Source organism: Paraburkholderia sp. BR14374, from assembly GCF_040948685.1.
GTDB classification, from domain to species: Bacteria; Pseudomonadota; Gammaproteobacteria; order Burkholderiales; family Burkholderiaceae; genus Paraburkholderia; species Paraburkholderia youngii.
The window spans coordinates 198,751-223,094 of sequence record NZ_JBFPKF010000001.1; the positions used below are offsets into that span (position 1 = coordinate 198,751).

Annotated in this window: 21 protein-coding genes; 3 read left to right on the forward strand and 18 right to left on the reverse strand. The window is 62.3% G+C overall.

Features of this window, described 5'->3' with window-relative positions:
- Positions 1 to 13: 13 nt before the first annotated feature.
- Genes AB3X86_RS00885 through AB3X86_RS00900 form a run of 4 tightly spaced genes read right to left on the reverse strand, consistent with a single transcriptional unit; the run spans position 14 to position 3,561 of the window.
- A complete protein-coding gene (locus tag AB3X86_RS00885; RefSeq protein ID WP_368594584.1) occupies positions 14 to 919 on the reverse strand; it encodes a hypothetical protein in 906 nt (301 codons plus the stop codon).
- The gene (locus AB3X86_RS00890; protein ID WP_368594585.1) at positions 916 to 1,506 is read right to left on the reverse strand and encodes a histidine phosphatase family protein; all 591 of its coding nucleotides are present in this window, start codon (positions 1,504 to 1,506) and stop codon (positions 916 to 918) included. Before AB3X86_RS00890 ends, AB3X86_RS00885 begins: the two co-directional genes overlap by 4 nt.
- A 5-nt stretch (positions 1,507 to 1,511) precedes the next feature.
- Complete coding sequence (locus tag AB3X86_RS00895; protein ID WP_368594586.1) at positions 1,512 to 2,522, reverse strand: glycosyltransferase; 1,011 nt, start codon at positions 2,520 to 2,522, stop codon at positions 1,512 to 1,514.
- 49 nt (positions 2,523 to 2,571) lie between these two features.
- Entirely contained in the window at positions 2,572 to 3,561 is a 990-nt protein-coding gene (locus AB3X86_RS00900; RefSeq protein WP_368594587.1) for a glycosyl transferase family 1, read from the reverse strand.
- 490 nt (positions 3,562 to 4,051) lie between these two features.
- Here AB3X86_RS00900 and AB3X86_RS00905 point away from each other — a divergent pair, with 490 nt between their 5' ends.
- The 3 genes from AB3X86_RS00905 (at position 4,052) to AB3X86_RS00915 (ending at position 7,365) form a co-directional block, all read left to right on the forward strand.
- Positions 4,052 to 5,008 carry a class I SAM-dependent methyltransferase gene (locus AB3X86_RS00905; RefSeq protein ID WP_368594588.1) on the forward strand — a complete coding sequence of 319 codons (957 nt, stop codon included), beginning with the start codon at positions 4,052 to 4,054 and terminating at the stop codon, positions 5,006 to 5,008.
- Between the two features lie 42 nt (positions 5,009 to 5,050).
- Positions 5,051 to 6,124 carry a zinc-binding dehydrogenase gene (locus AB3X86_RS00910; protein WP_368594589.1) on the forward strand — a complete coding sequence of 358 codons (1,074 nt, stop codon included), beginning with the start codon at positions 5,051 to 5,053 and terminating at the stop codon, positions 6,122 to 6,124.
- Between the two features lie 77 nt (positions 6,125 to 6,201).
- Complete coding sequence (locus tag AB3X86_RS00915) at positions 6,202 to 7,365, forward strand: methyltransferase domain-containing protein (RefSeq protein ID WP_368594590.1); 1,164 nt, start codon at positions 6,202 to 6,204, stop codon at positions 7,363 to 7,365.
- Between the two features lie 29 nt (positions 7,366 to 7,394).
- Here AB3X86_RS00915 and AB3X86_RS00920 read toward each other — a convergent pair whose 3' ends face one another.
- The 14 genes from AB3X86_RS00920 to AB3X86_RS00985 form a co-directional block, all read right to left on the reverse strand.
- The gene (locus AB3X86_RS00920; protein ID WP_368594591.1) at positions 7,395 to 8,498 is read right to left on the reverse strand and encodes a hypothetical protein; all 1,104 of its coding nucleotides are present in this window, start codon (positions 8,496 to 8,498) and stop codon (positions 7,395 to 7,397) included.
- Between the two features lie 181 nt (positions 8,499 to 8,679).
- Positions 8,680 to 10,101 carry a hypothetical protein gene (locus tag AB3X86_RS00925; protein WP_368594592.1) on the reverse strand — a complete coding sequence of 474 codons (1,422 nt, stop codon included), beginning with the start codon at positions 10,099 to 10,101 and terminating at the stop codon, positions 8,680 to 8,682.
- A 120-nt stretch (positions 10,102 to 10,221) separates the two neighbouring features.
- Complete coding sequence (locus AB3X86_RS00930) at positions 10,222 to 10,620, reverse strand: GtrA family protein (protein WP_176122591.1); 399 nt, start codon at positions 10,618 to 10,620, stop codon at positions 10,222 to 10,224.
- A 79-nt stretch (positions 10,621 to 10,699) separates the two neighbouring features.
- Complete coding sequence (locus tag AB3X86_RS00935) at positions 10,700 to 11,440, reverse strand: SDR family oxidoreductase (protein ID WP_368594593.1); 741 nt, start codon at positions 11,438 to 11,440, stop codon at positions 10,700 to 10,702.
- Positions 11,437 to 12,753 (reverse strand): FAD-dependent oxidoreductase, encoded by a 1,317-nt coding sequence (locus AB3X86_RS00940; protein ID WP_368594594.1) that lies wholly within the window; start codon positions 12,751 to 12,753, stop codon positions 11,437 to 11,439. Before AB3X86_RS00940 ends, AB3X86_RS00935 begins: the two co-directional genes overlap by 4 nt.
- 2 nt (positions 12,754 to 12,755) lie before the next feature.
- Positions 12,756 to 14,180 (reverse strand): UbiA family prenyltransferase, encoded by a 1,425-nt coding sequence (locus AB3X86_RS00945; RefSeq protein WP_368594595.1) that lies wholly within the window; start codon positions 14,178 to 14,180, stop codon positions 12,756 to 12,758.
- A 339-nt stretch (positions 14,181 to 14,519) separates the two neighbouring features.
- Positions 14,520 to 15,653: a glycosyltransferase gene (locus tag AB3X86_RS00950; protein WP_368594596.1), complete on the reverse strand. Its 1,134-nt coding sequence runs from the start codon at positions 15,651 to 15,653 to the stop codon at positions 14,520 to 14,522.
- The gene (locus AB3X86_RS00955; protein ID WP_368594597.1) at positions 15,650 to 16,903 is read right to left on the reverse strand and encodes a glycosyltransferase; all 1,254 of its coding nucleotides are present in this window, start codon (positions 16,901 to 16,903) and stop codon (positions 15,650 to 15,652) included. The genes AB3X86_RS00950 and AB3X86_RS00955 overlap by 4 nt, the downstream gene beginning before the upstream one ends.
- A complete protein-coding gene (gene wecB / locus AB3X86_RS00960; RefSeq protein ID WP_368594598.1) occupies positions 16,896 to 18,017 on the reverse strand; it encodes a non-hydrolyzing UDP-N-acetylglucosamine 2-epimerase in 1,122 nt (373 codons plus the stop codon). The genes AB3X86_RS00955 and wecB overlap by 8 nt, the downstream gene beginning before the upstream one ends.
- The gene (locus AB3X86_RS00965; protein ID WP_368594599.1) at positions 18,014 to 19,591 is read right to left on the reverse strand and encodes a polysaccharide deacetylase; all 1,578 of its coding nucleotides are present in this window, start codon (positions 19,589 to 19,591) and stop codon (positions 18,014 to 18,016) included. Before AB3X86_RS00965 ends, wecB begins: the two co-directional genes overlap by 4 nt.
- Positions 19,588 to 20,970: a phenylacetate--CoA ligase family protein gene (locus AB3X86_RS00970; RefSeq protein ID WP_368594600.1), complete on the reverse strand. Its 1,383-nt coding sequence runs from the start codon at positions 20,968 to 20,970 to the stop codon at positions 19,588 to 19,590. Before AB3X86_RS00970 ends, AB3X86_RS00965 begins: the two co-directional genes overlap by 4 nt.
- A gap of 200 nt (positions 20,971 to 21,170) precedes the next feature.
- Positions 21,171 to 21,950 carry an ABC transporter ATP-binding protein gene (locus AB3X86_RS00975; protein ID WP_176109394.1) on the reverse strand — a complete coding sequence of 260 codons (780 nt, stop codon included), beginning with the start codon at positions 21,948 to 21,950 and terminating at the stop codon, positions 21,171 to 21,173.
- A gap of 4 nt (positions 21,951 to 21,954) precedes the next feature.
- Entirely contained in the window at positions 21,955 to 22,773 is an 819-nt protein-coding gene (locus AB3X86_RS00980; protein WP_176109395.1) for an ABC transporter permease, read from the reverse strand.
- A 1-nt stretch (position 22,774) separates the two neighbouring features.
- A complete protein-coding gene (locus tag AB3X86_RS00985; RefSeq protein WP_368594601.1) occupies positions 22,775 to 24,190 on the reverse strand; it encodes a mannose-1-phosphate guanylyltransferase/mannose-6-phosphate isomerase in 1,416 nt (471 codons plus the stop codon).
- Between the last annotated feature and the right edge of the window lie 154 nt (positions 24,191 to 24,344).

The window sequence follows — 24,344 nt, forward strand, 5'->3', positions numbered from 1 at the left end:
CCATCGCGCCGCGTCACTCGTTCACAGGTGGCTTGCCGGCCCTGTCGAAGTCGATCGGTTGCCCCGTATGCGGGTGCGGCGTGAACGAGAAATGCGCGCGCACGTACTTCTGCGCTAGCGTGCACAGCAAATCCATCAACGCAATCTGTTCGGGCGGAAAGACCGGCGCGCGATCCGCCGCGTCGATCGGCTTTTGCATGTAGCGCACGATGTCTTTTTCGAAATCGCTGACGCAATAGTCCAGCACCTGATCGCCTTCGATCGGATAGGCTGCCACCTTCAACTCGGGATGCAGCGACAGATAGGTGCTGAACAGACGCTCGGCAACGAACGGAAGGAACGGGGCGTCGTCCGAGTGGATCGTGGGCTCCAGCACACCGCGCGCGGCTTCGGTGTTGCTCTGCGTTTCGAGGAACGTGGCAATCGGCTCGAGCACCTTGCCGACGTAGTTTTCCCAGAACGACTGCGAACCGACCCAGAAATTGCAGTAGCACAGCGTGCGCGGCGACTGACGGGGCGCCTTGCGCAGATTCCACGCAATGCCGCAGGCGTCGAGCAGTTGCTGGCTGCGTTCGACGAGTCCCGGATGCGCGTGCTCGCCCTGCATCCACGCGGAGTACGAGAAATACGCAAGCTGCGGAAACGGATTGATCATCCAGACGTCGGCGTCGGCATTGGCCTTCACGAACTCCAGAAACCGGCTGCCGTCGATGCGCGCCTTCAGTGCGAACTTCGGCGAAAACAGGCCGGTGATCTGCTGCTGCCGATGCATGCCCTTGCGGTACATGTCGACGAGGATATAGAACTCGCGCCACGCTGCGTGCGCATTGTCGCGCATCTCGAGCGGATGAAAAGCCGGTTCGGACAGGACCTGCCCCGGCGCGTAAAGCGGCTCGAAGATCTTGATCGATGCACTCATGACAGCCCTGCAATCTGCAGATAAAAGTTTCCGGTATGCACGTTGCGCCGGAACAGCGTGAGCGATGCGTTCGGTACCAGCACGTTGGGAAATCGGGACAACGGCACGTTCAGCAGGTATTGCGAGATCACCGAGATCGGTCCCGCGTGGCACACCGCGGCGATCAGGCCGGGTTGCTCCGCATGCCGCAGCACCTCCTCCTCGAGCCAGTTCACCGAACGCATAGCCAGTTCGAGATGCGACTCGCCGCCCTCGTATCGGTCCGACAGATGTTTGCCCCAGTCGGGAAACGCCAGACGAAAATCCTCGGCCTTCCAGGTCGCGAAGCGCCCTGCGTTGGTTTCGCCGAGACGGGCGTCGACGGTCCAGTCGCTGCTGTCCTTGAACAGCACTTCAGTGGTCTGCAACGCACGCCGCCACGGGCTCGAAAAAACCCGGTCGGGCACGAAGCCGTGGCTTTCCATCAACGTGCGCAGCTTCGCGGCCTGCTGCAGCCCATGTTCGGTCAACTCGTCCTGTTCGGTCGAGTTCAACAGGCCGGCCACGTTCGCATGCGACTGGCCGTGGCGAATCAGAAGAAGATCCATAGGTGTTAGCTGCTTTGGGACTTGGGGCCGGGCAAGGCCTTCAGGAACATCGACGAAATGCGTCTCACGCTGAAACGGTCGAATACGTCGGCGTAGGCGTTGCGGCGGATCGACTGGCGAAGCTGCGCGTCGCCCAGCATGTCCTCCAGCGCTCGTGTCCAGCTCTCGGCCGTGTTCGACGCAATGTATCCGGTCTCACGATGCTTGACGTTCTCGCGGTAGGTCGGGCAATCGGAATAGATGCTCGGGATGCCGAGGCTGCCGTAGTCCGCGTATTTGATCGGCGACTTGCACGAGTTGAAAAACAGCGTCTCCGGATCCTCTTCGGCGCCGAGCGGCACGATCGCGAACGTGTAGCCTTCGTCGCGAATGGCCTTCTTGTATTCGAGGTTGCCGCGGCTGCCGCGATGGGTCATACGAGGAATCGTATTGAGCTCCGGAAACGGATCGCCCCAGAAGTCGATCGTCACGTTTTCGTGACGCGCGAGAAAACTGCGCAAGGTGCCGAAAAACTCCTGGCGAAAGCTCACGAGCTTGATGCCGTCGAGATTGGAGAAGATGATCTTGGGCGGCTGCGCTTCGGTCCACAGTTCCGGCGACAGGTCGAACGCCTGATCGTCGAACCCGTTCGGGATGATCAGCACGTCGTCGGAGCGCCGCACTTTGCGCATGCGCTCCTGCAACAGCGCGTTCGACGCCGTGGCCGCGCTCGCTTCGCGAATCATCGCGAGCACGTTGTAGAGCACGTCCTCGTTCATTTCGAGCACGCTCCACGACGGCAGATCGAGCAGCCAGTCGTCGAGATCGTAAATCGTATGAAGACCGAGTTCGTTCGCCATCCGCATGATCTTCAGCGACAGGTTCGACACGTGCTTGTTGAACAGCACGACGTCGAAGCGATGCAGGTGGCTGACGCCAACGTCCGCTTCCGAGATTTGCTCCCACTCGATCAGTTGATGGCGCTGCATATACGAAAGCAAAGGTGCGAAGCGTGCGCCGATGGTGCGTGAATTCATTCGCCCATCGGTCATGGAGCGCCGCTGTACGACCAGCAGTCGGGGAATTTTAGTAATTTGTGAGGCCGGCATCGATCAGGTGTCTGATTAGGTCTGCTGCTACCGTGCTCGACGAGTGCCGTGCATAGACGCGTTGGTAGTTACGTTCGATCTTTTCGTCCCTGGCCGGGTCGGACAGGGCAGCCTGAAGGGCGGGAACGATGTCCGGCGCGCGGGTGGACGCCGCATACCAGACATTGTCGTCGAAGTGCTCGCGCTGCCAATCCCCATCAACCATGACGAGCGGCTTCTTCACGAACGCGCCTTCGAGACACGAGCGCCCGGGCGGATCGAAGCTCGGCTCCGCCACCACCAGCGCGTTCGCGATCGCGGAGCGCAACAGCGCGCTGCACGGCTGGATGAACGGCAGGAAATGAATGCCGCGATGCGCTTCGCGAACGCACTGCCGGTAGTACTCCTCGTCCCTGAAACCGCCGACCATCAAGCCGTTGATCTGGAGCTCGTTCAGCGCGCGGATCAGTTCGAGCTGATTCTTGATCGGCTCGATCAAGCCGAGGCACAGCACGTAGTCTGAGACGTCGCAGACCGTCGGGAGCAAGTCCTTGTCGGCGGGCAGCAGGAACCGGTCGGATATGCCGGAGCCCACCACCACGGATTTGCCCGGATCGACCGTGATGTATGTGTTGAAGTGCGCGAGCTCGGTGGCGGACTTGAACAGCAGCCGCTCCGCACGCTGCACGAACGCCTCGATGCGGCTGATTTCCGCCGGGTCGGGCGCGTTCAACCACCAGACGTTCGGCCACAGGAACAGCTTCTTGCCTTGATTCACCGTTTCGCGAACGATCGCTTCGCCGTCCGCATGGACGGAGAAATGCATCACCGCGTCGTAAAAGCGTAGCGGCCGGCTGCGAATGCCGTAAATGTCGGCCTGTACGTCCGAATCGTTCAGAAGTTCGGCGACCTGCACGAGTTCCGACTCACCACCACCGCTCGTCATGAACGCGGTACTGTGAGTAGTCAGGAGAATTTTGAAATGCATATTGCGGGGCTCCGTCCCGAATCGTCCCGTTTGATGGGCGCTGCTGCCGTCCGCCGGACGGTGCGGAATCACGCGCTCGCGCCGCTTGCGAACGAGGCGCGGACCGTTATCGGCAGGGGCTTGATTTTACGCCAAATCGGAGCGCAAACGACCGCCCCGGCGACGCAGCGCGCCCCTTGTGCCAGGCATTTTTAACATTACATCGCTTACCGAAAACGGCGGCCGCCCCGATCTTTTTCCCGCTCAATTGCAGCCTGAACGCGCTATCCGGCGGGCTTGCACACCTGTCGACTACTCCGACGAATAATTTGTAAGTAACGGTAAATGCTGGTTTATGTCGGAACATTGGGAAGTATTGGGCGTGCAGAATACTGGCGGTACGATAGACTGGGCCAGCCTGAAATGCCTGGCCGCAAGCCAATCCGCATACCGCTATCGATGTGCGCTTCTGTCACGGCTTTTTGCAAATTCATTCAAGTGGAGAAACAAGATGTCGGCATCGGCTGAACTTCTCGATTCACTTGCCACGCAGCATCCCGAGATTGCTGAACTGATCGCTGAACGGAACAAATATCGCGACGCGCTTCAGGTCAACATTCCGCACTTTTCGAATCTCGGCGACGTGCCTCCGGGCCACTACTATTCGCCGATCCCGTCGATCCCCGACATCAAGCAGGACGAAGCAAGGCTGTTCGGCAACGTCTCGCGCACGCTGCCCGGCATCGAGTTCAACGAAGACGCGCAGGTGCGGCTCGTCGAGGCATTTGCCGACAAGTACTACGGCCAGATGCCGTTCGAGCCGCACAAGAAAGACGGCTTGCGCTTCTACTTCGAGAACGTGATGTTCTCGTATGGCGACGCGACGTCGCTGTACTGCATGATTCGCCACCTGCGGCCGCGCCGCATCGTCGAGATCGGCTCGGGATTCTCGTCCGCCGTTTCGCTCGATACCAACGACCTGTTCTTCGACGGGCAGATCCAGTGCACCTTCGTCGAACCGAACAACGAACGCTTGCTGTCATTGCTGACTGAGAAGGACAAGGTCACCTCGAAGATCGTCAAGTCGCTCGCGCAGGACGTCGACCTGTCGGTATTCGCGGAACTCGAAGCGAACGACATCCTGTTCGTCGACTCGTCGCACGTGAGCAAGATCGGCAGCGATGTGAACCGCATCGTCTTCGAGATACTGCCGATCCTCGCGCCCGGCGTGCACGTGCACTTCCACGATGTATTCCTGCCGCTCGAATACCCGCCGCAGTGGATCTACGAAGGCCGCGCGTGGAACGAAGCCTATCTGCTGCGCGCCTTCCTCCAGTACAACAGCGCGTTCGAAGTTGTCCTGATGAATACCTTCCTGGGACACTTCCACGCGGATCTGATGAACGCACGGATGCCGCTCTTCATGCGCAATCCCGGCGCGAGCTTCTGGATTCGAAAGACTCGTTAGGCGCCGCAGCGCAAACGTTTCACATTTTGCGGAGGTTCATAGATGACTTCGACGAACGCGCTCGAGCATCGCGCCGCAGGCGCGTCCATGCGAGCCGGCTTGCAAGACGGCGTGCGCGCGATGAAGATCGGCCGCATCCCGGTACCTGATCTGCTACCCGGCACCGTGATCGTCAAGGTGGCGAGCGTCGGCATCTGCGGCAGCGATCTGCACGCCTACCGGAACGTCGACGTGCATCAAAGCTTTCCGAACGGCCACGAACTGAGCGGCACCGTAGTCGAGATCGGCGACGGTGTGACGAACGTGCGCGTCGGCCAGCGTGTGACGACCGACATGGTGTTGGGCACCGCGTGCGGCAAATGCGAGTACTGCAAACTCGGCACGCCGATTCACTGCCGCGCGCGCGAGTTTTCGTTCGGCGGAGGCTTTGCCGAATACGTGCGCACCAAAGAAGCGGGCGTGTTCCCGCTGCCCGATGCCGTCGACGATCAGCTCGGCGCCATCGTCGAGCCGGTGGCGGTTGGCATCCACGGGTGCCGCAAGATGCCGATTGCGCGCGGCTCGGTCGGCGTGGTGATCGGCGCGGGCACGATAGGCCTCGCGGCACTCGCCGCGGCGCTGGACGCCGGCAGTGAAAGAGTCTACGTGGTCGCGAGGCATGCGGCTCAGGCGCGCGCGGCGCTGGCAATGGGCGCCGCCGCGATCTTGCCGGCCGATCGCGCCGAAGCGCTCGCCGTGGTCGAGCAGGCAACCGGCGGATTGGGTGCGCACTATGCGATCGAAGCGGTCGGCGGAACGGCCGACACCTTCGACTTCGCCTGTCAGTTCGTGCGCCCGCTCGGCCACGTGTGCGTGCTCGGCGCCTTCGATCACGGCTTCAGGAACATCGAGATCATCAAGCCGCACATCAAGGAACTGACGATTCATCTGCCGAACTGCTACGGCTATGTCGACGGTCAGCACGACTTCGCGCTCGCGATCGATCTGCTGGCGCGCAAGGGCGATACGTTGCGAGCCATGATCACGCACGACCTGAGCCTCGACGACGTCGACGAGGCCTTCCGTTTGGCCAGCGACAAGAGTTCGGACTCGATCAAGGTGCAGATGCATACCTGATGGCGTAAGCGGTCTCGCGCAATGCGGTGAACATCGGTCATCACTGGAAGCTGTGCCGTCCAATACGAGGAGGCAACATGGCGAAGGAAGACAATGCTCCAAGCATCGACGAAATTCGAGATAAGCGGCGCTGCCGTTTGCTGAAAGGACTGAACGTCAAGGACAGCGTCGGCGTGGAAATCGGCCCGCTTTGCTGGCCTCTCGTACGACGCAGCGACGGCGGCGAAATCATTTACGTGGACCATACGGACACACCGCACCTGCGGGAGAAGTACAAGGACGATCCTCATCTCAACGTCAACGAGATCGTCGATGTGGACGCGGTGTGGGGGCGCAATACATTGCACGAAGCGATCAAAGGCCGCTATGTCGACTACGTGGTGGCCTCTCACGTTGTCGAACATGTTCCTGATCTCGTGACGTGGCTAAGAGAACTGGCCACGGTGCTCAAGCGAACCGGCGAAGTTCGGCTCGCCGTGCCCGACCGGCGCTACACTTTCGATTACTTCCGCCGCGAAAGCCGGCTGCCCGAAGTGCTGGCGAGCTATATCTCCCGTGCCCGGATACCGCAGCCCTACTCGCTGCTGGATCACTGCCTGTCCGCCGCCGATATCCCGACGCTGGAAGCATGGCAAAAACAGATCGACCCGCGTTCGGTCAAGCGGCTCCATACATGGCAGGGCGCGCTGCATATCGCACGCGACGCCTTCGAGAACGGCACCTATCACGACGTGCACTGCTGGGTTTTCACGCCGCGCTCGTTTGCAAAGCTGTTCGCCGAGCTTTGCGAAATGGAGCTGATCGATTTCGCTTGTGAAGATTTCAACGACACGCTGCACAACGATATCGAGTTTTCTGTCGTGATGAGGCGCTCGCGCGATCGCGGATATATCGCCGACAGCTGGCGCCGAATGGAGCGCATGGCTAACGACGCAACGCCGGCCGTGCCGTTCTGGCGCACGCACCGCAAACTGAAGGAACTATGCGCCGAACCCGGCGCCGGCAAGAGCACGCCGCGCGTGAGCGGACAGCCCAGCGAACTGGACCCGGACGTAGCGGTCGAATTGCCCCCGAGCTTCAATGAACAGGAATATCTCGCCGTCAATACGGACGTGGCGGCGGCGGGAGTGAACGCGGGTCAGCATTACCTGCAACATGGGTGGCGGGAAGGGCGGGGCTTGCGGCCGGCCCCCGCGGCGACCCAGGCTGCGCCAGCTGCGGTTGCCGTTGAAACGAGATAACGATCGAAACCGGAGAAACGCTCGAGGGCTTAATGGCTGGGCGCGCTATCAGGAATCTGTACCGCCCAGTTCGGCGCGATCTTTAGCGAATACCCGTTGTCGTTCGCCGTAATGCTCCACATTGGCCATTCCGACGCGCGAAACTGCGTGGCGCTGGCGAGCAGCATAACCACGGCAAAGCCACCCGCCAATACCCTTGACAGCTTCGAGCTCGAGGTTGCGATCGACAGCAGCGCGGCCCAGAAAAAGAACAGCAAGGCGGGATAGATGTACCGGGCACCGAAGCCGTACCACTCCATGTGTAGCGAGTACGGATTCGATCGCGCCGCGCCGAGCAACCAGATCATGCCCGCCATCGGCGCGAGCAGCAGACAGGCAAGAACCGCTCGCGAGCTCGCCACGACGAACACCAACACTATCGCCAGGATCAAGCCAGCGATGAGCGGAGCGCTATCCGGCGAAGGCAGCAGACCGCAAAACAGCTCGCGGATCATCCGGGCGCCATAGCGCCACACATACGGCGCCGGGCCGAAATCGAGCGGCGGCGACGCATTGGTTGCGATCGCGTAAACCTGCGCCGCTACGCCCGCGGTGTACGCGAGCAGAAATCCGGTCTGACGAGATGAAAATTTCCCTCGACGCCACGCATGGATACAAGCCAGCACCGCCGGGCCGAACGTGATGATGCCGAACGGGCCCGTCAATGCAATGATGGCAGCCGCCAATGCCCGAGGGCTATACCAGGATGTCGGCGGATTGAACAGGTTTTCCCACAGCAGAACGATGAGCGTCGGAAGGAGTATCCATTGAACATTCGTCACGTTCAGCAGCGTCTCGCCCGTCTGCGGGACCAGCAAAGGTGCGAGTGCGAGCAGCCCGGCGATGGGACGCGGGAAAATCCGAAACGCGTGAGCCATGTAGGCGCTCGAACCGGCCGTAATCAACGCACATGCCCACATGAAAAAGTACGGCGCCTCGTCGATCGGCGTCGTTTTCATCTGCAGCCACGCGACGAGACGCGGAACGAAATGCCAATAGCCGGAATAGCCCTGCACGAATGACCGGATACCCAGTTCGTGCGCTTGCGCGATAAAGATCGTGGCGTCTTCGGCCCATAGAAAACCGTGTTCCACGCGCTGTGGCGCCCGATACCACATGAGCAGCAACGCGCATAAGAACATCAGCAATGGAAAAAGGCAGGTTTTCTCTCGCCGCATGCTAGCAATTCGCTATTCTTTCAGAAGACAAGATGAGCAGAAATCGACAGCCGACTCGAAGATCGAGTCGGCCGTTTACGAGTGCCACTGCGGCTTATCAGGCCCGCGGCCCTTTTGCACATGTTTGAATCTGCTGCTGCGCCTGCGCGTCGTCACTGCGCCGTAGCAGGCGGTAACCAGCGAAATCGAACGCGTCCACGGGCGCATACGCGTGGCTCGCGAGCAGGCAATTCGCGCTTGCCTCGAAGGTCCACAGCGGCTCATGCACGAGAATGTAATCCGGGCTGTACTTCGAGAGCCAGGAGTACAGATCCTTGCGCGCAATGTAGTCTGCGTTATATGGATTGGTCAGCCCCAGGATGTCGATGATGTGCCGGTCGGAATACCAGCCCACGGTTCCAATCTCGACGCTTGCAACGACCGCATTACCCGGTGTGTTGGCTTTTATCCATTCACCGATATTCTTGTATTCGTCCATCGGGCCACGCTGCACGTTCGAGATACCAAAGCTGTGGTAAACGAATCCGCTCGTGACGAGAAAAAACGCAAGGAACAGCGTGAGGAAAACAGTACTCTCCCTGGACCGCTCGTACGTGAAGCTGAGCACCTTCCACGCGCCGACACCAACGAACAGCAAGCCGAAGAAGAAGAATGGCGCGTAGTACCAGTGGTAATTCGGAATACGCAGAAATACATAAAACGAACCCAGCAGGACAAGATAAAAAGCAACCAGCCACGCGATCCTTTTGCCGAGGCTCGACAGCACGCCGATGAGGCCGACCGGCAGCATGAACGCGAGCAGCCGAAAATTGCCGCCGAAGAAAGCGTCCTTCATATACTGCACGTGGAGAAAAATCAGTCCCTCGCCCCAGTACCCTGACTTGCCCTGTCCGAGCTTCGCATTACCGGTAGCCGGAAGAAACGCGCCGTAGTAGTAATAGTTAAAGATGAAATTGGCCGCGACCAGGATGACCGGCGCAACGACATACTTAACATGCGGCAGCTTTCTGTTCTTGATCAGGTAATCGACGACCACGACCAGGCCAAGGAACACACCTTCACCGCGCGTGATGAACAGCAGACCCAGCACCACACCCAGACCGAAAAATCGCTCCCTGCGATAGAGTATCAACGCGAGCGCGGAGAGGAACAGAAACAACGAAGTTTCCATTCCAAAGGTGTCGTAAAAGTAATTGAACGAAACAACGATCAGCGCGCACAGCGTCTGTTCGTATTTCCCCCTCGCCAGCAGATGCGCTCCGGTGATCGCGGCTGCGCACAGGAATACGAACGACAAAAAGATCGTCGTGTACTGCAAATTTCCGGCCGCCACGTTGGCCACGATCAGCAAGTAGGAATACAACGGCGAGGTCAGCCCGTTAAAGCGATCGCCCGCGTTGTAGGTGAGCCCTTGTCCGTCAAACAGATTGCGCAGGTATCGCAAATAAATCAGCGAATCATCGAGCTGATAGTTGCGCGTCTGCCATGAGAGATAACCACCCACCGCAATGGTAACCACCAGTAGAAGCGCGTTCTCCGAAAGGTACTGTCTAAATCGTTGCATATTCGTTGGTCAATATTTTTTTGATTACGCGCGCGCGGCAGTAGCGCAACTACAAAAATCAATGCATCGCCGCAATCAGGCAAAAACGAACTTCTTGTCGAGCCGGTATTTGACGACGTAACCAATCACGAGGCCAATCACGCCTCCCGTAAACCGGGCAGGCTCGGAGTGATAGATCGCGTCCGCGCCGAATTCGAAGCCCCAGAAAATCGCGGTAGTGGCGAGCCCCATCACCGTGTACAGCAGAAAACTCTGTATGCCGTGCGACAGATCGCGATGCTGGTATCGAAAGATCCACAGCTTATCGAGCAGGAACTTCACCACCAGCCCGCCACCCGTTCCGACGACCACGGACAGCGGCACGCTGAACGCTCCCGAATAGGTGATCAGCGAGAGCTTCTGAAGACCGATGTTCGCGGCGATCGAAATCGCCGCGAACATCGCGTAAAAGATCACGAGGCGCGAAGCGCTCATGGAGTTTGCCGATGAGTTCACGAGAGGCACGCCAGGTCAGAAAGATCGAACAACGCTTCGCCGCGAAGTGCGCAATGCATCACAACGAGAGCCGCTTGAACACGCGGCCAGGAATGGAGCGAATGATCAGCATAATGCCCCACCAGAACCACGGTGTATAAATGACATCCCTGCCCTTTTCCACTGCGCGCACGATATCGCCCGCGACCTTGTCCGCCGTAGCAACAAGCGGTCCCGGCAACGGAAGGCCCGCGGTCATGGGCGTAGCGACAAAGCCAGGCTTGATCGTCACCACATGCGCGCCCGCTTTGAACAGGCGCGCCCGCAGACCCTCGCAAAACGCGGAGAGCGCGGCTTTGGCGCTGCCATACAGATAATTCGACTGGCGACCGCGATCGCCGGCCACCGACGAGATCACCGCGATCGTGCCGCGCCGCTGCTGCTCGATCACAGTCGCGAAACGCGTCAGCAACGCGATGATCGACACGGCATTGGTATTGAACTCGCGGACCGCGACGTCGGCATCGTTCTGACAGTCCTGCTGGTCAGGCAGCGTACCGGGCGCCACCAGCACGATGTCGAGCGCGCCGAACTCGGCCGAGCAGCGCTGCATCATGGTGGCATGTTCACCGAGCTGATCGATGTCCAACTGCTGGCACAGGACCTCTTGCGCACCGCGTGCCTTCAGGTCGTCGGCAACCTGCTGGAGGCGCTCCATGTTGCGCGCGACGAGAAAGAAGCGCGCGCCCTGTTTAGCCCATTGCCGTGCACAGGCAATGGCGATCGCCGAAGTGGCGCCTACGATGACGATGTTTTTCATACTCGAGTAGTTCGTTCCCAAAAGCGTGACAGCAAGGCCGGATCACGCAGTGCTTCGACCTGTTCCCACTGTGGATAGGCAGCGCGAAAATCTTCGCCCGACATATGCGCATCCTTGGCGGGATACAGACGGCCGCCGCTCTCGCGCACGATCGCATCCAGCCGGTCGAAGAGCTTGCGATTCGATTCCTCGCGCTGCGGAAAATCGAGCGCGAGCGACGTGCCTTCGAGCGGAAAAGACAGCAGGCCCGGCGATTCGATGGCGCCGCAGCGCTTCAGCACGGCAAGTATCGACCCCGTGCCGCTGCGGGCAATCGCGTCGAGAATGGCCCGCGTTGCGTCCCGCGCAACGGGCGCCGGCATCACGCATTGATACTGCTGGAAGCCCGAGCGGCCATAGATGCGATTCCATTCAAGCAGGCTGTCGAGCGGATAGAAGTACGAGTCGTAACTGACGGTCGAGCGAACCGCGTTCGCGCGCTGCCGCCGGTAGTACAGCTCGTTGAAGGCGCGCAGCGTCAAGCGGTTGAAAACGGGGATCGGCGACGTGAACGGCACGGTCCGCGTCTTGCGGCGTTCGATGTCAAGTCCGCCTTCGCAAGCGTGATCGCCGACCATGAAAATGCCCCTGCCCAACGCGGCATCGCGACTCTGACAGTCCACCCACGCGACGCTGTACTCATGCAGTTGGTCGAGCCGTTCGGACAGCGCGAAGAACTCGTCGAGATTGGCGAAGCGAATGCTGGTCACGTCGAGCATGCTCGACGTGATCGGCATCAACTGGATTTCCGCCCACGTGATCAATCCCGTCATGCCAAGGCCGCCAATCGTTGCGGCGAAGTACTCAGGGTGCAGGTCCGGCGTACATTCGAACTGCGCGCCGTCGCTGCGCAGCAAGGAGAACCGCCGCACATGCCGGCCAAACGTGCCGCGCACATGGTGATTCTTGCCGTGCACGTCGTTGGCGATCGCGCCGCCCAAGGTTGCGTACTTCGTGCCCGGCGTCACCGGCAACATCCATCCACGGGGAATCGCGACGTCGAGAATCTGCTCGAGCGTCATGCCTGGTTCAGCGCGCAACACGCCGTTTTGCCAGTCAGCCAGGATCAGCCGGTCCAGCGGCAGCGTCTGGACCACGTGCCCTGACGACGCGAGGCAACTGTCGCCGTAACTGCGCCCATTGCCAAACGCAAGGGTCGTGCGCTGCGCGCCGCCGACACTTCGCCAGACGGCCGCGGCCGTATCACGCCAGGCGATCGGATGGGCATCTTGCGGCGCGTACGGATAGCGCCCCCAGGATTGAACCTTGGACATGGCTAGATCGCCATCCAGAACACCGCGCCGCATAGCGCCATGATGAGCCAGCTGCTGCGGTCTTTTGCCGCGAATATGATCGGGTCATCATGCATGGAACCGCGATGCGCGATGATCCACGTGCGGCTCACCCAGTAAAGCAGCAGAGGACAGGCCACCCAGATGTACTGCGGGTGCCGGTAGAGGCCCGCCGTATTGCCGTCCTGAATATAAAGAGCGAGAACCAGCACGGACAGATAGCCCGAGGCCGCGCCTAATGACGAAATCAACGGCAGATCGCTCGCGACATAGCCGCGGCCGCGCGACTTCACGAGGCCGCGCTCCTTCAATGCGTGCAGTTCCGCATACCGCTTGACGAGCGCGAGGCTGAGAAAAACGAACATCGAAAACGCGAGCAGCCAGAACGAGAGCCGCGCATCGATCGCTGCACTTCCGGCGATGATGCGCGTCGTATAAAGCAAGGCCAGCACGACCACGTCCATCATGACTCGCCGCTTCAGATGCAACGAATAGGCCAGCGTGAGTACGTAATATCCCAGCAAAACCAGCGCGAATTTATGAGGCAGGCAGAACCATGCGATCGCGCCCCCCACCACCAGCAGAACGGGAAATAGCGCCGCGCCCCACACCAGCGGCAACGCGCCCGAGGCAAGCGGGCGTTTGCGCTTGGTCGGATGATGCCGGTCGTCCTCGAGATCGAGCAGATCGTTCAACAGGTAGACGCTCGACGCACAGACACCGAAGGCAAAAAAAGCGAGCAGCGCGGACACGACCAGTGCGGCGTCCGACAGTTGATGCGCCGCGAGCAGCGGAACGAAAATCAGCAGATTCTTCAGCCACTGATGCAGCCGCAGCGACTTCGCCCAGGTTCCCGGCCATGCGGAGCGCTGGTCGATCACGCGCTCGACGTTGCCCTGCTTGCGGGCCGCGCGCTCTACGCCACTCGACGGATTGATCACATAGGCACGCTCGGCCGCGGCCCAGACTGCGACATCGTCGTGCGAATTGCCCGCGTAGTCGAAGCCTTTCTCGCCGAACTCGGCCACGAGCCTGTCGCGCTTGCGATGCGCGGACAGATTGATGTCGCTATGCGTGGCGAAGGTTTTGTCGAATAGCCCGAGATGATCGGCAATCGCATTCGCGTAGCGTTCATGGCTAGCGGTCGCCAGCACGAGCGAGCGCCCGGCGGCCCGTTCCTCCCTCAGCCACTCGATGACCGTGGCGTCGTAGGGCAGGACGGTGACGTCGATATCGGTCGCTTCGGCGAGGCGCGCTTTGAGCCCGGCTTTACCCCCGCGCAGGAGCCACAGAAGCGGCTCGTAGAACCGATGCGGAGCGGATCGGGTAAAAGCAAAACCGCATTCAATCAGGACGTCCGAGCGAATGAGAGTTCCATCCAGATCGACAACGAGGGGTTTGCTACTCATTCAGTAAACCGTCGCAAAGCAAAAAAGAGTGTGGAAGGCGAAGCGATGTCATAGAAATCGGTTCTGGCGCGTTCGATATCCTGACCGCGTAAAGCGGCATCACGCTACCATCTCGCGCCCTGCCCTACAACCCGCCGCAAATTTACGTGTCAATATATTGCCGACTGATTCAACAACCATGAGCCTGCGAGATTATGACGAAGCAGATTAATCAGTGTGCCGGGCTCAACGGCGCAGATAATACCAACATCTCGCTTATAGGCCGAATTAGCGCGAACAAACGTGAATTAAACACGTTCGCAAGCTTTTCGGCGCAATACCGGCAAAGAAAATAGCGACTCAGGAAGACGATACTTGCTCGTACAGCGATTTATATGCGTTTCCCAACGCTGGCCCGGAAAATAGCCGCTCATATCGCTGCCGCGCCGCCGCCCCCATGCCGCGCGCCAGTGCTTCATCCAGCGCCAGCCGGTTGATCGCGGCGATCAGCGGTTCCGGCGCCTCCGGCGGCACGACGAAGCCCGTCACGCCATCCTCGTTGACGAACGACGTCCCGGACCCGACCTCGCAGCACACCATCGGTTTGCCGAACATCGCAGCTTCGACCAGCACCATCCCGAACGCTTCGGAGCGCAAATGCGAGGGCAGCACCATCGCGCGACAGCCCTTGAGCAGCGCGACCTTTTCCTCATGCGTGACCTGGCCGGCAAACACGACGTTGCTCGCGCCATGCTCCCGCGCCAACGCGGCGAGCCGCTCGCGCTCCGGCCCGGAGCCTGCAATAACGATTTTCGCTTGCACGTGCCGGGCGGCCTCGACGAGCGTATGCAGTCCCTTGTAGTAGCGCAGCACGCCGAGCGCCAGAAAATACGGCTCGCCCGGCACCATACCGAGCCGGCTCTCGATCTGGCGCTGCGCGTCGAGCGGCTGCGGCTCGTCGCGATAGTCGATGATGCCGAGCGGAATCGTCTTCAAACGCTCCTTCGACACGCACGCGGCGAGCGTCTCGCTGGTCTGCGCATAGGCCGGCGACGTCGCGACCACCGCGGACATGCTGCGCAGCGTGCGCCGCATCAGCGGCCCATAGACAGTGCCGAGCAGTTTCTGCCGCACGATGTCGGAGTGGTACGTCATCACCGTCGGCTTGTTCGTGCGTCCGAGCAGATGCAAGACGTCGGCGAACGGCCACGGGAAGTGAAAATGCACGACGTCGGCCCAGTCGGCCATCTCGCGATACCTGATCACCGAGCACGGCCCGCCGAGATCGCACGATGCCGGCGCGGCCCACGATTTCTCGCGGATCACCTGCCCTTCCGGACGCTCGACGACCGTCGGCGTCGGGCTCGGTGACAGGGTCAGGATGCGCGTTTCGACGCCGCGTTCACGGGTCGATAGCGCGATCTGGCGGATCGCTTCCTGCAAGCCGCCGGGCGGGTCCGGGAAGTAGGTGCGGTACACATGGACGACCCTCACGTGCGCACCTCCGCGCCGTGTGGCTGCGCGCTGCCGCCGCCCGTTTGCGGGTAGCGGAAAGTAATCGCCAGCATCTTGTCCAGCCGCGCTTCCCACGTGTTCTCGCCGACCGCCGCGCGCGCTTCATCCGCGCTCAGGTTGCCGCGCGCAAGCTGCTTCTCGATCGCCGCGATGAACGCGTCCACATCGCCGCCCACTTCGAGCCCTGCGCGCGGTTCCTTCGCGAAATCGAGCGGCGTCGACACAACCGGTAGACCGGCCGCCAGATATTCGTAGAACTTCATCGGAAACATCGAGTGCGTGTATTCGTTGATCAGCGTCGGCAGCACACCGACCCGCATGCCGCGCAAATACTGCGGCAGCGCGCGATACGGCCGGTAGCCGAGCAGATGCACGTTCGGCAGACGCTTGAGCTGCGCGAGCAGGTCGCTGCGCTGCCCTTCGCGCTCCTCGCCGATGATTACCCATTGCCACCGCGGCCGCGCCTGCGCGGTCTGCAGCAGCAGCGGCAGGTCGACCTTGAAGTCCGACAGCACGCCGTGATACACGAGCCGCGGCTCGTCGATCGCGGCGAGCTCGGCGGGCAGCGGGCCGTCTTCGCGCGCCGTGCCGAAGTGCGCTTCATCGACGACGTTGCCGAAGAAATGCGTATTCGGGTTGAACGGCAGACACACGTCCTTCAGCGACTGCGCGGTCGTAAACACCGCCTCGCAGCGGCCGAGCAGATCCTGCTGGGCATTGCGGAACGCGTCGACGTCGACACCCGGAATCGCCGCGATATCGTCGACACAGTGGTAAACCAACGGCCCGCGCGGCAGCGTCGCGATCGCATCGAGCATGTACGGGTGGTAGGTCCACACGACCGGCTTGTCGTAGCGACGCGACCTCGCGAAGCGCTTCACCGAAAAGCGCAGCATCGCCTGATTCAGCGAGCGCACGAACGGCAGATGATGCCCGGCCGGCACCATCAGCGGCGACAGCACCCAGATGTTGTCGGCGCGGCGCGGCGGACCGAGCACGAGCGACTGCACGCCGCGCCACAGGCGCCGCCACAGTCGCGACCAGTCGCGGCCGCTGGCCACTTTCGGCGAACGGAAGCCGACGCTTTCCACATACAGGATCCGCCAGCCGCGCGCGGCGAGGATACTGGCGGTGTGCTGCTTGTTGGTCCAGTACGGCTCGTCCCAGTCGGCGGTCGAAAACAGCACGCAGTCTTGCGGGGGAAGCACGGGGTTCTCGCCGTCAGCCAACGAACACCTCGACCGGTCGGCCGCGCAGGCTGTCGACGATGCGCCGCGACGCCAGCCCGTCGCCGTACGGATTCGCGCGATCGCGCAGCGCGGCGCGCCGCGCCGGATCGTCGAGCCAGCCGATTACCGCGCTTTCGATGCTCGCCGCGCTCTGGCCCGCGAGTGTCGCGAAGCCGGCATCGACGCCTTCGCGGCGCTCGGTGTGATTGCGCATCACGACGACCGGCACGCCGAAGGTCGGCGCTTCCTCCTGGATGCCGCCCGAATCGCTGACCACGACGGCGCTGCCGCTGATCAGGTAAAGGCTCGTCGGATAGTCGACCGGCTCGATCAGCGCGAGATTCGGAATGCCATCGAGCTCGCGATGCACGGGCTCGCGCACGGCCGGGTTCAGATGCACGGGGAACACCCAGCGGTATTCGCTATAGCGCTGACACAAATCGCGCAGCACGCGGCAGATGTCCTGCAGCACATCGCCGAAATTCTCGCGCCGATGGCATGTCACGAGCACGTGCTGCTGCTGCGCGCCATGCCATGCGGGCAGCGGACTCGTCGGCGGCGTGACGCTCCAACTCGCGCGCACTTCGCCGATCGCATCGACGACCGTGTTGCCGGTCACGACGATCTTCTCCGCCGCGACACCTTCGGCAAGCAGGCTGTCGCGGGCGCGCGAGGTCGGCGCGAAGTGCAGCGTCGCGATGCGGCCGAGCAGGCTGCGATTCGCTTCCTCCGGAAACGGACTCGTGAGATCGCCAGTGCGCAGCCCCGCCTCGACGTGGCCGACGCGGATGCCACGGTGGAACGCCGCGAAGCCCGCGCAAAACGCAGTCGTCGTGTCGCCCTGCACGATCACCCAGTCGGGGCGCACTTCGTCGAGCGCGCGATCGAGCGCGGCGATCAGGCGCGACGCGAGCGCGTTCAGCGATTGCCCCGGGTGCATCGTTTCGAGCGTGATGTCGGGTTCGATGCCGAAGAATTCGAGCGCCTGCGCGGCCATGTCCCTGTGCTGCCCGCTCGCGCAGACGATCGTGTCGAACTCGCTGCGCAGCGCTCTCACGAGCGGTGCAAGCTTGATGACCTCGGGGCGCGTGCCCATCACTACCATGACTTTCATCGCAGTGCTTTCCCCGCCTCGACCTGGGTATGAGCGCCCCGGAACTCGACGCCGAGCGCGAGCGGCGTCGTGTCGGCGCATGGCGTGACGACGCTGAATACGCCGTCTTGTTCGACGATCTGCGCGAGCGAGCGAAAGCGCAGGAAATCGAGCGCGGCTTCCTCGTGCAGGAACAGAGGCCGTCGCGCCTTGCCGCGCATGTAGGCGATGAACTGCTCGTGCGCGTCGATGCGCGCCGCCTCGTCGGACCAGCCGTACGCGTAACGCTCGGAGAACGGATGGTCGAGATAGCCGAACAGCGTGTTGGTCGCGTATGCGGTGTCGAAAGCCTGCTTGAAGATCGCAAGCGGATCGCCCTGTTTCAGCATGCAGTCGCCGTGCAGCATGCACTGCTGGCTATGACCGACGAAGCCCGCGGGCAAGCCGGCCAGGGCGCCGCCGCGCGCGGTCAGAAACTCGGGATCATTGCGGATGATGCCGCCGATACAGCCCGCGTAGCCCGCGTCGATCAGGCCGCGCATCGCGTACGGCGGCGACTGGTGAAACGGCGACACCGCGTAGCGCACCGGCACACCAGTCGCGCGTTCGAGCAGTTCGGCCGATTGCGCACCTTCCGCGATCGCGGTGTCGTAGCTGCCGCCCCAGTTCGGCGAATGCGTCGCCGTGTGCGACAGCACCGCGCCCTGTTGCCGATCGGCGAGCAGTTCGCGCAGGATGTCGTGCTGGCCGCCGCGTTGCAGGTTCTGCGTATGCACGGCGAGCGTGAACGGCACGCCGAGACGCCGATACGCCTGCCACAGCGGGCGCGCCGATTCGACGTCCTCGTCGCAATCGAGCCGCGACGTGATCGCCGCGTCATAGCCCCACGGCAGTTCGCTCAGCACCGGCTGACACGGCAGCGAATCGGAGCGGTAGCCGGACAGAAACTGCTCGACGAGGCGCCATTCGAACGAATCGCACGGGCCGACCGGCCGGTTGAACCACAGCACGCCCGATGTGCCGGCATCCCACAGCGCCGCATACGCGAACTGCCGCTCGCCGTTCACGACGACCGCGGCCAGTTCTGCCTCGGCCGGGACTTCAGGCGCTTCCGCGAGCGCCCAGATCGAACCGTCGGCGCGAATCGCGCCATAGCCGAGGTTGTTCCATTCGTCGGTGAAATCGAAGCGCTCGAACGGGCGATGCCAGGCCGCGCCACCGAGTGTCCGCGCGAGCGCGCCGTAGCGCACCGCCGCCGCGCTTTCGCGCGACTCGCCCGAAGGCGCCGATGCACTGCGGCTCGCTTGTGCCAGTTCGGTTGACAAGGCCGCGGGCCGATAGCGCAGATAGCCCGCGAGCGCGATCGGCATATGGCCGAATACGATCAGCTTGCGCGGCCGCGCATTCACGTAGGCGATCAGGTCGGCGCTCCACGCGTCGGGCGCGTCGACCGCGACCACGACGTCGGGCGCGATCTCGTGCAGCATGTTGCGCGTGATCGCCTGCGCCTGGGTCCCACTGACCGAGCGCCGCAGCGCCGCGAGCACATATTGGCCAGCGTCGGCGCGCGCATCGGGAAATGCGACGCCGATCATGCGCTCACCACGTGGCGGAATTTGGCGCGGCTGCCCACCCGCACGAAATCGTCGTGACCGACGTAAGCGATCGTGAATGCGTCCTGCCAGAAGTGGCGCAGCTTCGCGGTCGTCTCTTCCGCGTTCGCGTGCGGTTCGAGCACGATGCGCAGCGTGGGCGGCGTCGTGCGCAGATCGATCTGGAATTCCTGGATGCCGCCGACGCGGTGATCGAGCATGTCCTGGATGTGGTGCGTGGGATGCGCGACGCCGTTGATCGGCACGACGTCGTGAATCCGGCCGACCACGTCGGTCAGGAAGAAACCTTTCTCGGTCTCCTGCACGCGGGCGAGGTCGCCCGTCGTGTAGCGGATCAGCGGCATCAGCCGGTTGCGGAAACCGGTGAACACGAGTTCGTGCGCGCCATCGGGGTTGTCGGGCGCGACGCGGCTCTCCGGCCAGCCTTCCGATTCGAGGATCTGGAAGCCGCCCTCATGACCGTCGAGCTCGTAGGCCATCACACCGAGCTCGGCGAGGCCGTAACGGTCGATCACGCGGCAGCGCAACGCCTTCGCGATCATCTCGCGCGCATGCGGCTCGAGCAGTTCGCCGCTCGATTCGAACACCTGGAACGCGTTGCCGCCGCCGTACTTGCGCTCGACGTAGCAGGCGAGCGCGTACATTGTCGATGGATGCGAGTGCGCGAGATACGGGCGGCGGCGCTTCAGCGTGCGCCACATTTCCTCGAGGCCTTGATCGTCGATGCGGTCGAAGAAGATGTTGCTGCGATTCATCGCGAAGCATTTGAAGTCTTCGCGCGATGGCCACTCGGGCACCGCCTGATCGGGGAAGCGGCACGCGAAGTGCAGCTCCGAACGATGGCGCAGCTTGCCGATCCGCTCGCGGCAATAGTTGGTGACCGCCGACGAATAATCGGCGCCTTCCAGGTCGTAGTAGATCGTCGTGGACAGGCCGGTCGAGCCGCCGGTCTTGCACGCGTGGTGCTTGCCCGCCTCGAGCGGCCCCGAAAGCAGACGCGTCCCCTGCTCGCGGATGATGTCCTTGGTCAGATATGGCAGTTCTTCCAGGTACCGCGGGTCGTCCTTGACCTTGGCGGGATCGAACTGCTTCGCATGGAATAGCTCGCGATAATAAGGCACCTTCGCGCCGGCGAATTCGAGCGTGGCGACGAGCCGTTCGAGCGCGATGCGCCGGCGATGCGGCATCGGCAGCGAATAGTGCTCGCGCAGCTCGCGGATTTTCGGGCGCACGTTGCGCTTTTCGGCGTTCTCCGCAATCGGATACGCGATATAGCCGCCCGCGAAACCCTTCAGTGTGCGAAACGGCTGACGCACCAGCAGGGATTCGGAGTAGCGCAGAAATGGGTGATTAGCTCGCATCAAATTCGAACCTTGTTACGCCTCGGGCGACTGCCACGAGGGTGTTGCTGAACTGCGGGACAGGTTGGCGCCGAAGAGAGCCGGCAAGCCGCCAAGCCGTCGGATTCGCCTGCCGCCGGCGCATTCGCAGGGCACACATCGCGCTATGGGGCGCATAGGGCCGGCGCGCAACGCGCCGCGCCGGCGGCGCGCCCGTGTGCTCAGTGCGGCAGCTGCGCGGTGTGGCTGATGAGCGGCTCGTCGATCGGTTCCGGCGGCGGCAGCACGGGTTCGTCTGCGACCATCTTGCCGTGCTCCATCGAGATCTTGCGGTTGCACACGCGCGCGACCAGCGAGGGATCGTGCGACGCCACCACCAGCAGCGCCGCCTTGCCGACGAGGCCTTCCAGGCGCTCGGCCGCCTTCACGCTGAACTCGGCGTCGCCGACGCTGAGCCATTCGTCCATGATCAGGATGTCGGCTTCGACGCTCGTCGAGATCGCGAACGCGAGGCGCAGCATCATCCCGCTCGAATAGGTGCGCACCGGCAGATTCAGGTAGTCGCCGAGTTCGCTGAACTCGGCGATCTCGTCGATCTTGCTGCGGATGCGCGCGGGCTTCAGCCCGTCGAGAATGCCGCGCAGATAGATGTTTTCGAAGCCGGTCGCGTCTGGGTCGAGGCCCATCGACACGTCGAGCAGCGACGCGATCTTGCCCTGCACCTTCAACTCGCCGCGCACCGGCGCATAGACGCCCGACAGCGTGCGCAGCAGCGTCGTCTTGCCCGAGCCGTTGTGGCCGATCAGGCCAATGCGCTCGCCTTCGCTGAACGTGAAGCTCAGGTCATCGATCGCGCGCACGACCGCATGGCGACCCGCGTCCTGGCCGATCCGGCCGCCCGTCGTCAGATTGAGCACCGCCTTTTTCAGCGAGCGATGCGAGTTCTCGTAGATCGGAAATTCGACGGAGATGTTACGAGCGACAATCGATGAGGAACTCACAATATCAAAGCCAGTAAGGAACGCGATTACGGAAACGCTTCATCAGGATCTGCGCGAACGCGAATCCGACGATCAACAGACCAATCGACCACGCCCACGACTCCCAGTGGGTCGGGCGGCCGGTGAGCGGCGCGCGCACCGTTTCGATCAGGTGATACAGCGGGTTGTATTCGGCGACCCACGCGCGGTCCTTCAGGATTTCCGGCGACCACATGACCGGCGTGAAGAAGAACACGACCTGGATCAGGTTCGTGACGATCGGCGGAATATCGCGAAAGCGCGCGCACAGCACGCCGAGCGTGACGCCGAGCCACACGCCGTGCAGCAGCAGGATCACGAGCGAGAACGGCACCAGCAGGATTTCCCAGCCCTGCCAGTGGCCGAACACGAACAGCAGCACGACGACGACCGGCAGGCTATGCAGCAGGATCACGAAGTTGCGCCAGGCGATGCGGCATACGTGGACCGTCAGCGGCAGCCTGATCTGCTTGATCAGATAGGCCGAGCCGATGAAGGCCATGCAGCCCTCGTTGGCGACCGACGCCAGATACGCCCACACGACGAGACCCACCGCCAGATACGGCAGGTAGTCCGAGATTTCCTGGTTCAGCAGCGTCGAATACAACGCGCCGAGCACGACCACCATGATGATCGTGCTGAGCGTGAACCAGAACGGCCCGAGCACCGAGCGGCGATAGCGCTGCCGGATGTCGTGCCAGCCGAGCGTGCCCCAGACCCGCACCGCTTTCATGCCGACCAGCAGGTCGTCGCGCTCGTTGTGACGTGTCAGGTCTTCGGAGTCGTTGGTAAAACTGATATCCATCTCAAGTACGTCCGTAAATGTCTTCGAAGCGAACGATATCGTCTTCGCCCAGGTATTCGCCGCTTTGCACTTCGATCATCACGAGCTCGACGACGCCCGGATTTTCGAGGCGATGTTTGTGACCCGCCGGGATATAGGTCGACTCGTTGGTCGACACGAAGAATTCCTTCTCGCCGTTGACGACCTTCGCCATACCGCTTACCACGACCCAATGCTCGTTGCGGTGATGATGCATCTGCAGGCTGAGGCTCGCGCCCGGCTTCACCTCGATGCGCTTGATCTTGAAACGCGGCCCCTCTTCGAGCACCGAGTACGTGCCCCACGGCCGATGCACGGTGCGATGCACCCTGTACGTCTCGTGGCCGCGCGACTTCAGCTCCGCGAAAATCTGCTTCACGTCCTGCGCGCGATCCCGGTGCGCGACGAGCAATGCATCCGGCGTGTCGATCACGATCAGGCTGTCGACGCCGACCGCGCCGATCAAACGGCCGGCACTGCGCAGATACGAGTTCTTCACGTCGACGAGCAGCGCCTCGCCTTCGACGCGGTTGCCGCTCGCATCGGCCGGCGACAGGTCGGACAGCGCGGTCCATGAACCGACGTCGGTCCAGCCGAGGTCGCAGCACACGACCGCCGCGTGCTCGCACTTCTCCATCACCGCGTAGTCGAACGACAACTCCGGCACCGCGCCGAAGCAGCCCGGCTCGAGACGCACCTGCGCGCCGCTCTTGCCTTCGGCGGACGGCGACTTGTCCATGCATTCGGCCGCGGCATCGAGAATGTCCGGACAATGCACGCGCATTTCCTTCAGGATCGTGCCCGCCGTGAAGCAGAACATGCCCGAGTTCCACACGAACCTGCCCGACGCCAGATACTCGCGGGCCTTTTCCAGCGATGGCTTCTCGACGAAGCGCACGACCCGCTCGCCATCGGCTTCGATATAGCCGTAGCCGGTTTCGGGCGCATCCGGATGCATGCCGAAGGTCACGACGTTGCCGGCCTGCGCAAGCGTCTGCGCACGCGCGACCGCCGCGGCGAACGCAGTTTGATCCGCGATCAGGTGATCGGCTGCGAGCACCAGGATCACCGTGTCTTCGCCATGCGCCTTCGCCGTGTGCAAGGCCGCCGTGGCAACCGCGGCGGCCGTGTTGCGGCCGAACGGTTCGAGAATGAACGAGGTCGCGATGTTCTTGCGGTTCACCTCGCGGAAATCGTCCTCGGTCTTGAAGAACAGCTCACGGTTGGTTACCGTGAGCACTTCCTTCACGCCGGGCAACGCGACCGCCCGCAGGAAGGCTTTCTGCAGCAGGCTTTCGCCGTCCGCGAGACGGATGAACGGCTTCGGGTGCGATTCGCGCGAGACCGGCCAAAGCCGCGATCCCGCTCCGCCGCACAGAATGATCGGTAACAAACTCACAGATCCCTCTCAATACCGTATTTTTTACGCGGCCACACTGGTTTTGCGTACGGTTGAAACACGTTGGCAATCTACTGCGCATAGAACGCGAAATCCGCGCCTGGAACCCGCTCACGTCGAGCGACATTCTACCGCCGCCCCCTTTCACCATTGT

What these genes read in the sequence shown, in the direction of transcription:
- AB3X86_RS00885 (WP_368594584.1), bottom strand. Translation starts at nt 919, where the DNA reads ATGAGTGCATCGATCAAGATCTTCGAGCCGCTTTACGCGCCGGGGCAG.
- AB3X86_RS00895 (WP_368594586.1), bottom strand. Translation starts at nt 2,522, where the DNA reads ATGAATTCACGCACCATCGGCGCACGCTTCGCACCTTTGCTTTCGTAT.
- AB3X86_RS00945 (WP_368594595.1), bottom strand. Translation starts at nt 14,180, where the DNA reads ATGAGTAGCAAACCCCTCGTTGTCGATCTGGATGGAACTCTCATTCGC.
- AB3X86_RS00980 (WP_176109395.1), bottom strand. Translation starts at nt 22,773, where the DNA reads ATGGATATCAGTTTTACCAACGACTCCGAAGACCTGACACGTCACAAC.
- AB3X86_RS00935 (WP_368594593.1), bottom strand. Translation starts at nt 11,440, where the DNA reads ATGAAAAACATCGTCATCGTAGGCGCCACTTCGGCGATCGCCATTGCC.
- AB3X86_RS00905 (WP_368594588.1), top strand. Translation starts at nt 4,052, where the DNA reads ATGTCGGCATCGGCTGAACTTCTCGATTCACTTGCCACGCAGCATCCC.
- AB3X86_RS00930 (WP_176122591.1), bottom strand. Translation starts at nt 10,620, where the DNA reads ATGAGCGCTTCGCGCCTCGTGATCTTTTACGCGATGTTCGCGGCGATT.
- AB3X86_RS00910 (WP_368594589.1), top strand. Translation starts at nt 5,051, where the DNA reads ATGACTTCGACGAACGCGCTCGAGCATCGCGCCGCAGGCGCGTCCATG.
- wecB (WP_368594598.1), bottom strand. Translation starts at nt 18,017, where the DNA reads ATGAAAGTCATGGTAGTGATGGGCACGCGCCCCGAGGTCATCAAGCTT.
- AB3X86_RS00915 (WP_368594590.1), top strand. Translation starts at nt 6,202, where the DNA reads ATGGCGAAGGAAGACAATGCTCCAAGCATCGACGAAATTCGAGATAAG.
- AB3X86_RS00890 (WP_368594585.1), bottom strand. Translation starts at nt 1,506, where the DNA reads ATGGATCTTCTTCTGATTCGCCACGGCCAGTCGCATGCGAACGTGGCC.
- AB3X86_RS00970 (WP_368594600.1), bottom strand. Translation starts at nt 20,970, where the DNA reads ATGCGAGCTAATCACCCATTTCTGCGCTACTCCGAATCCCTGCTGGTG.
- AB3X86_RS00965 (WP_368594599.1), bottom strand. Translation starts at nt 19,591, where the DNA reads ATGATCGGCGTCGCATTTCCCGATGCGCGCGCCGACGCTGGCCAATAT.
- AB3X86_RS00940 (WP_368594594.1), bottom strand. Translation starts at nt 12,753, where the DNA reads ATGTCCAAGGTTCAATCCTGGGGGCGCTATCCGTACGCGCCGCAAGAT.
- AB3X86_RS00900 (WP_368594587.1), bottom strand. Translation starts at nt 3,561, where the DNA reads ATGCATTTCAAAATTCTCCTGACTACTCACAGTACCGCGTTCATGACG.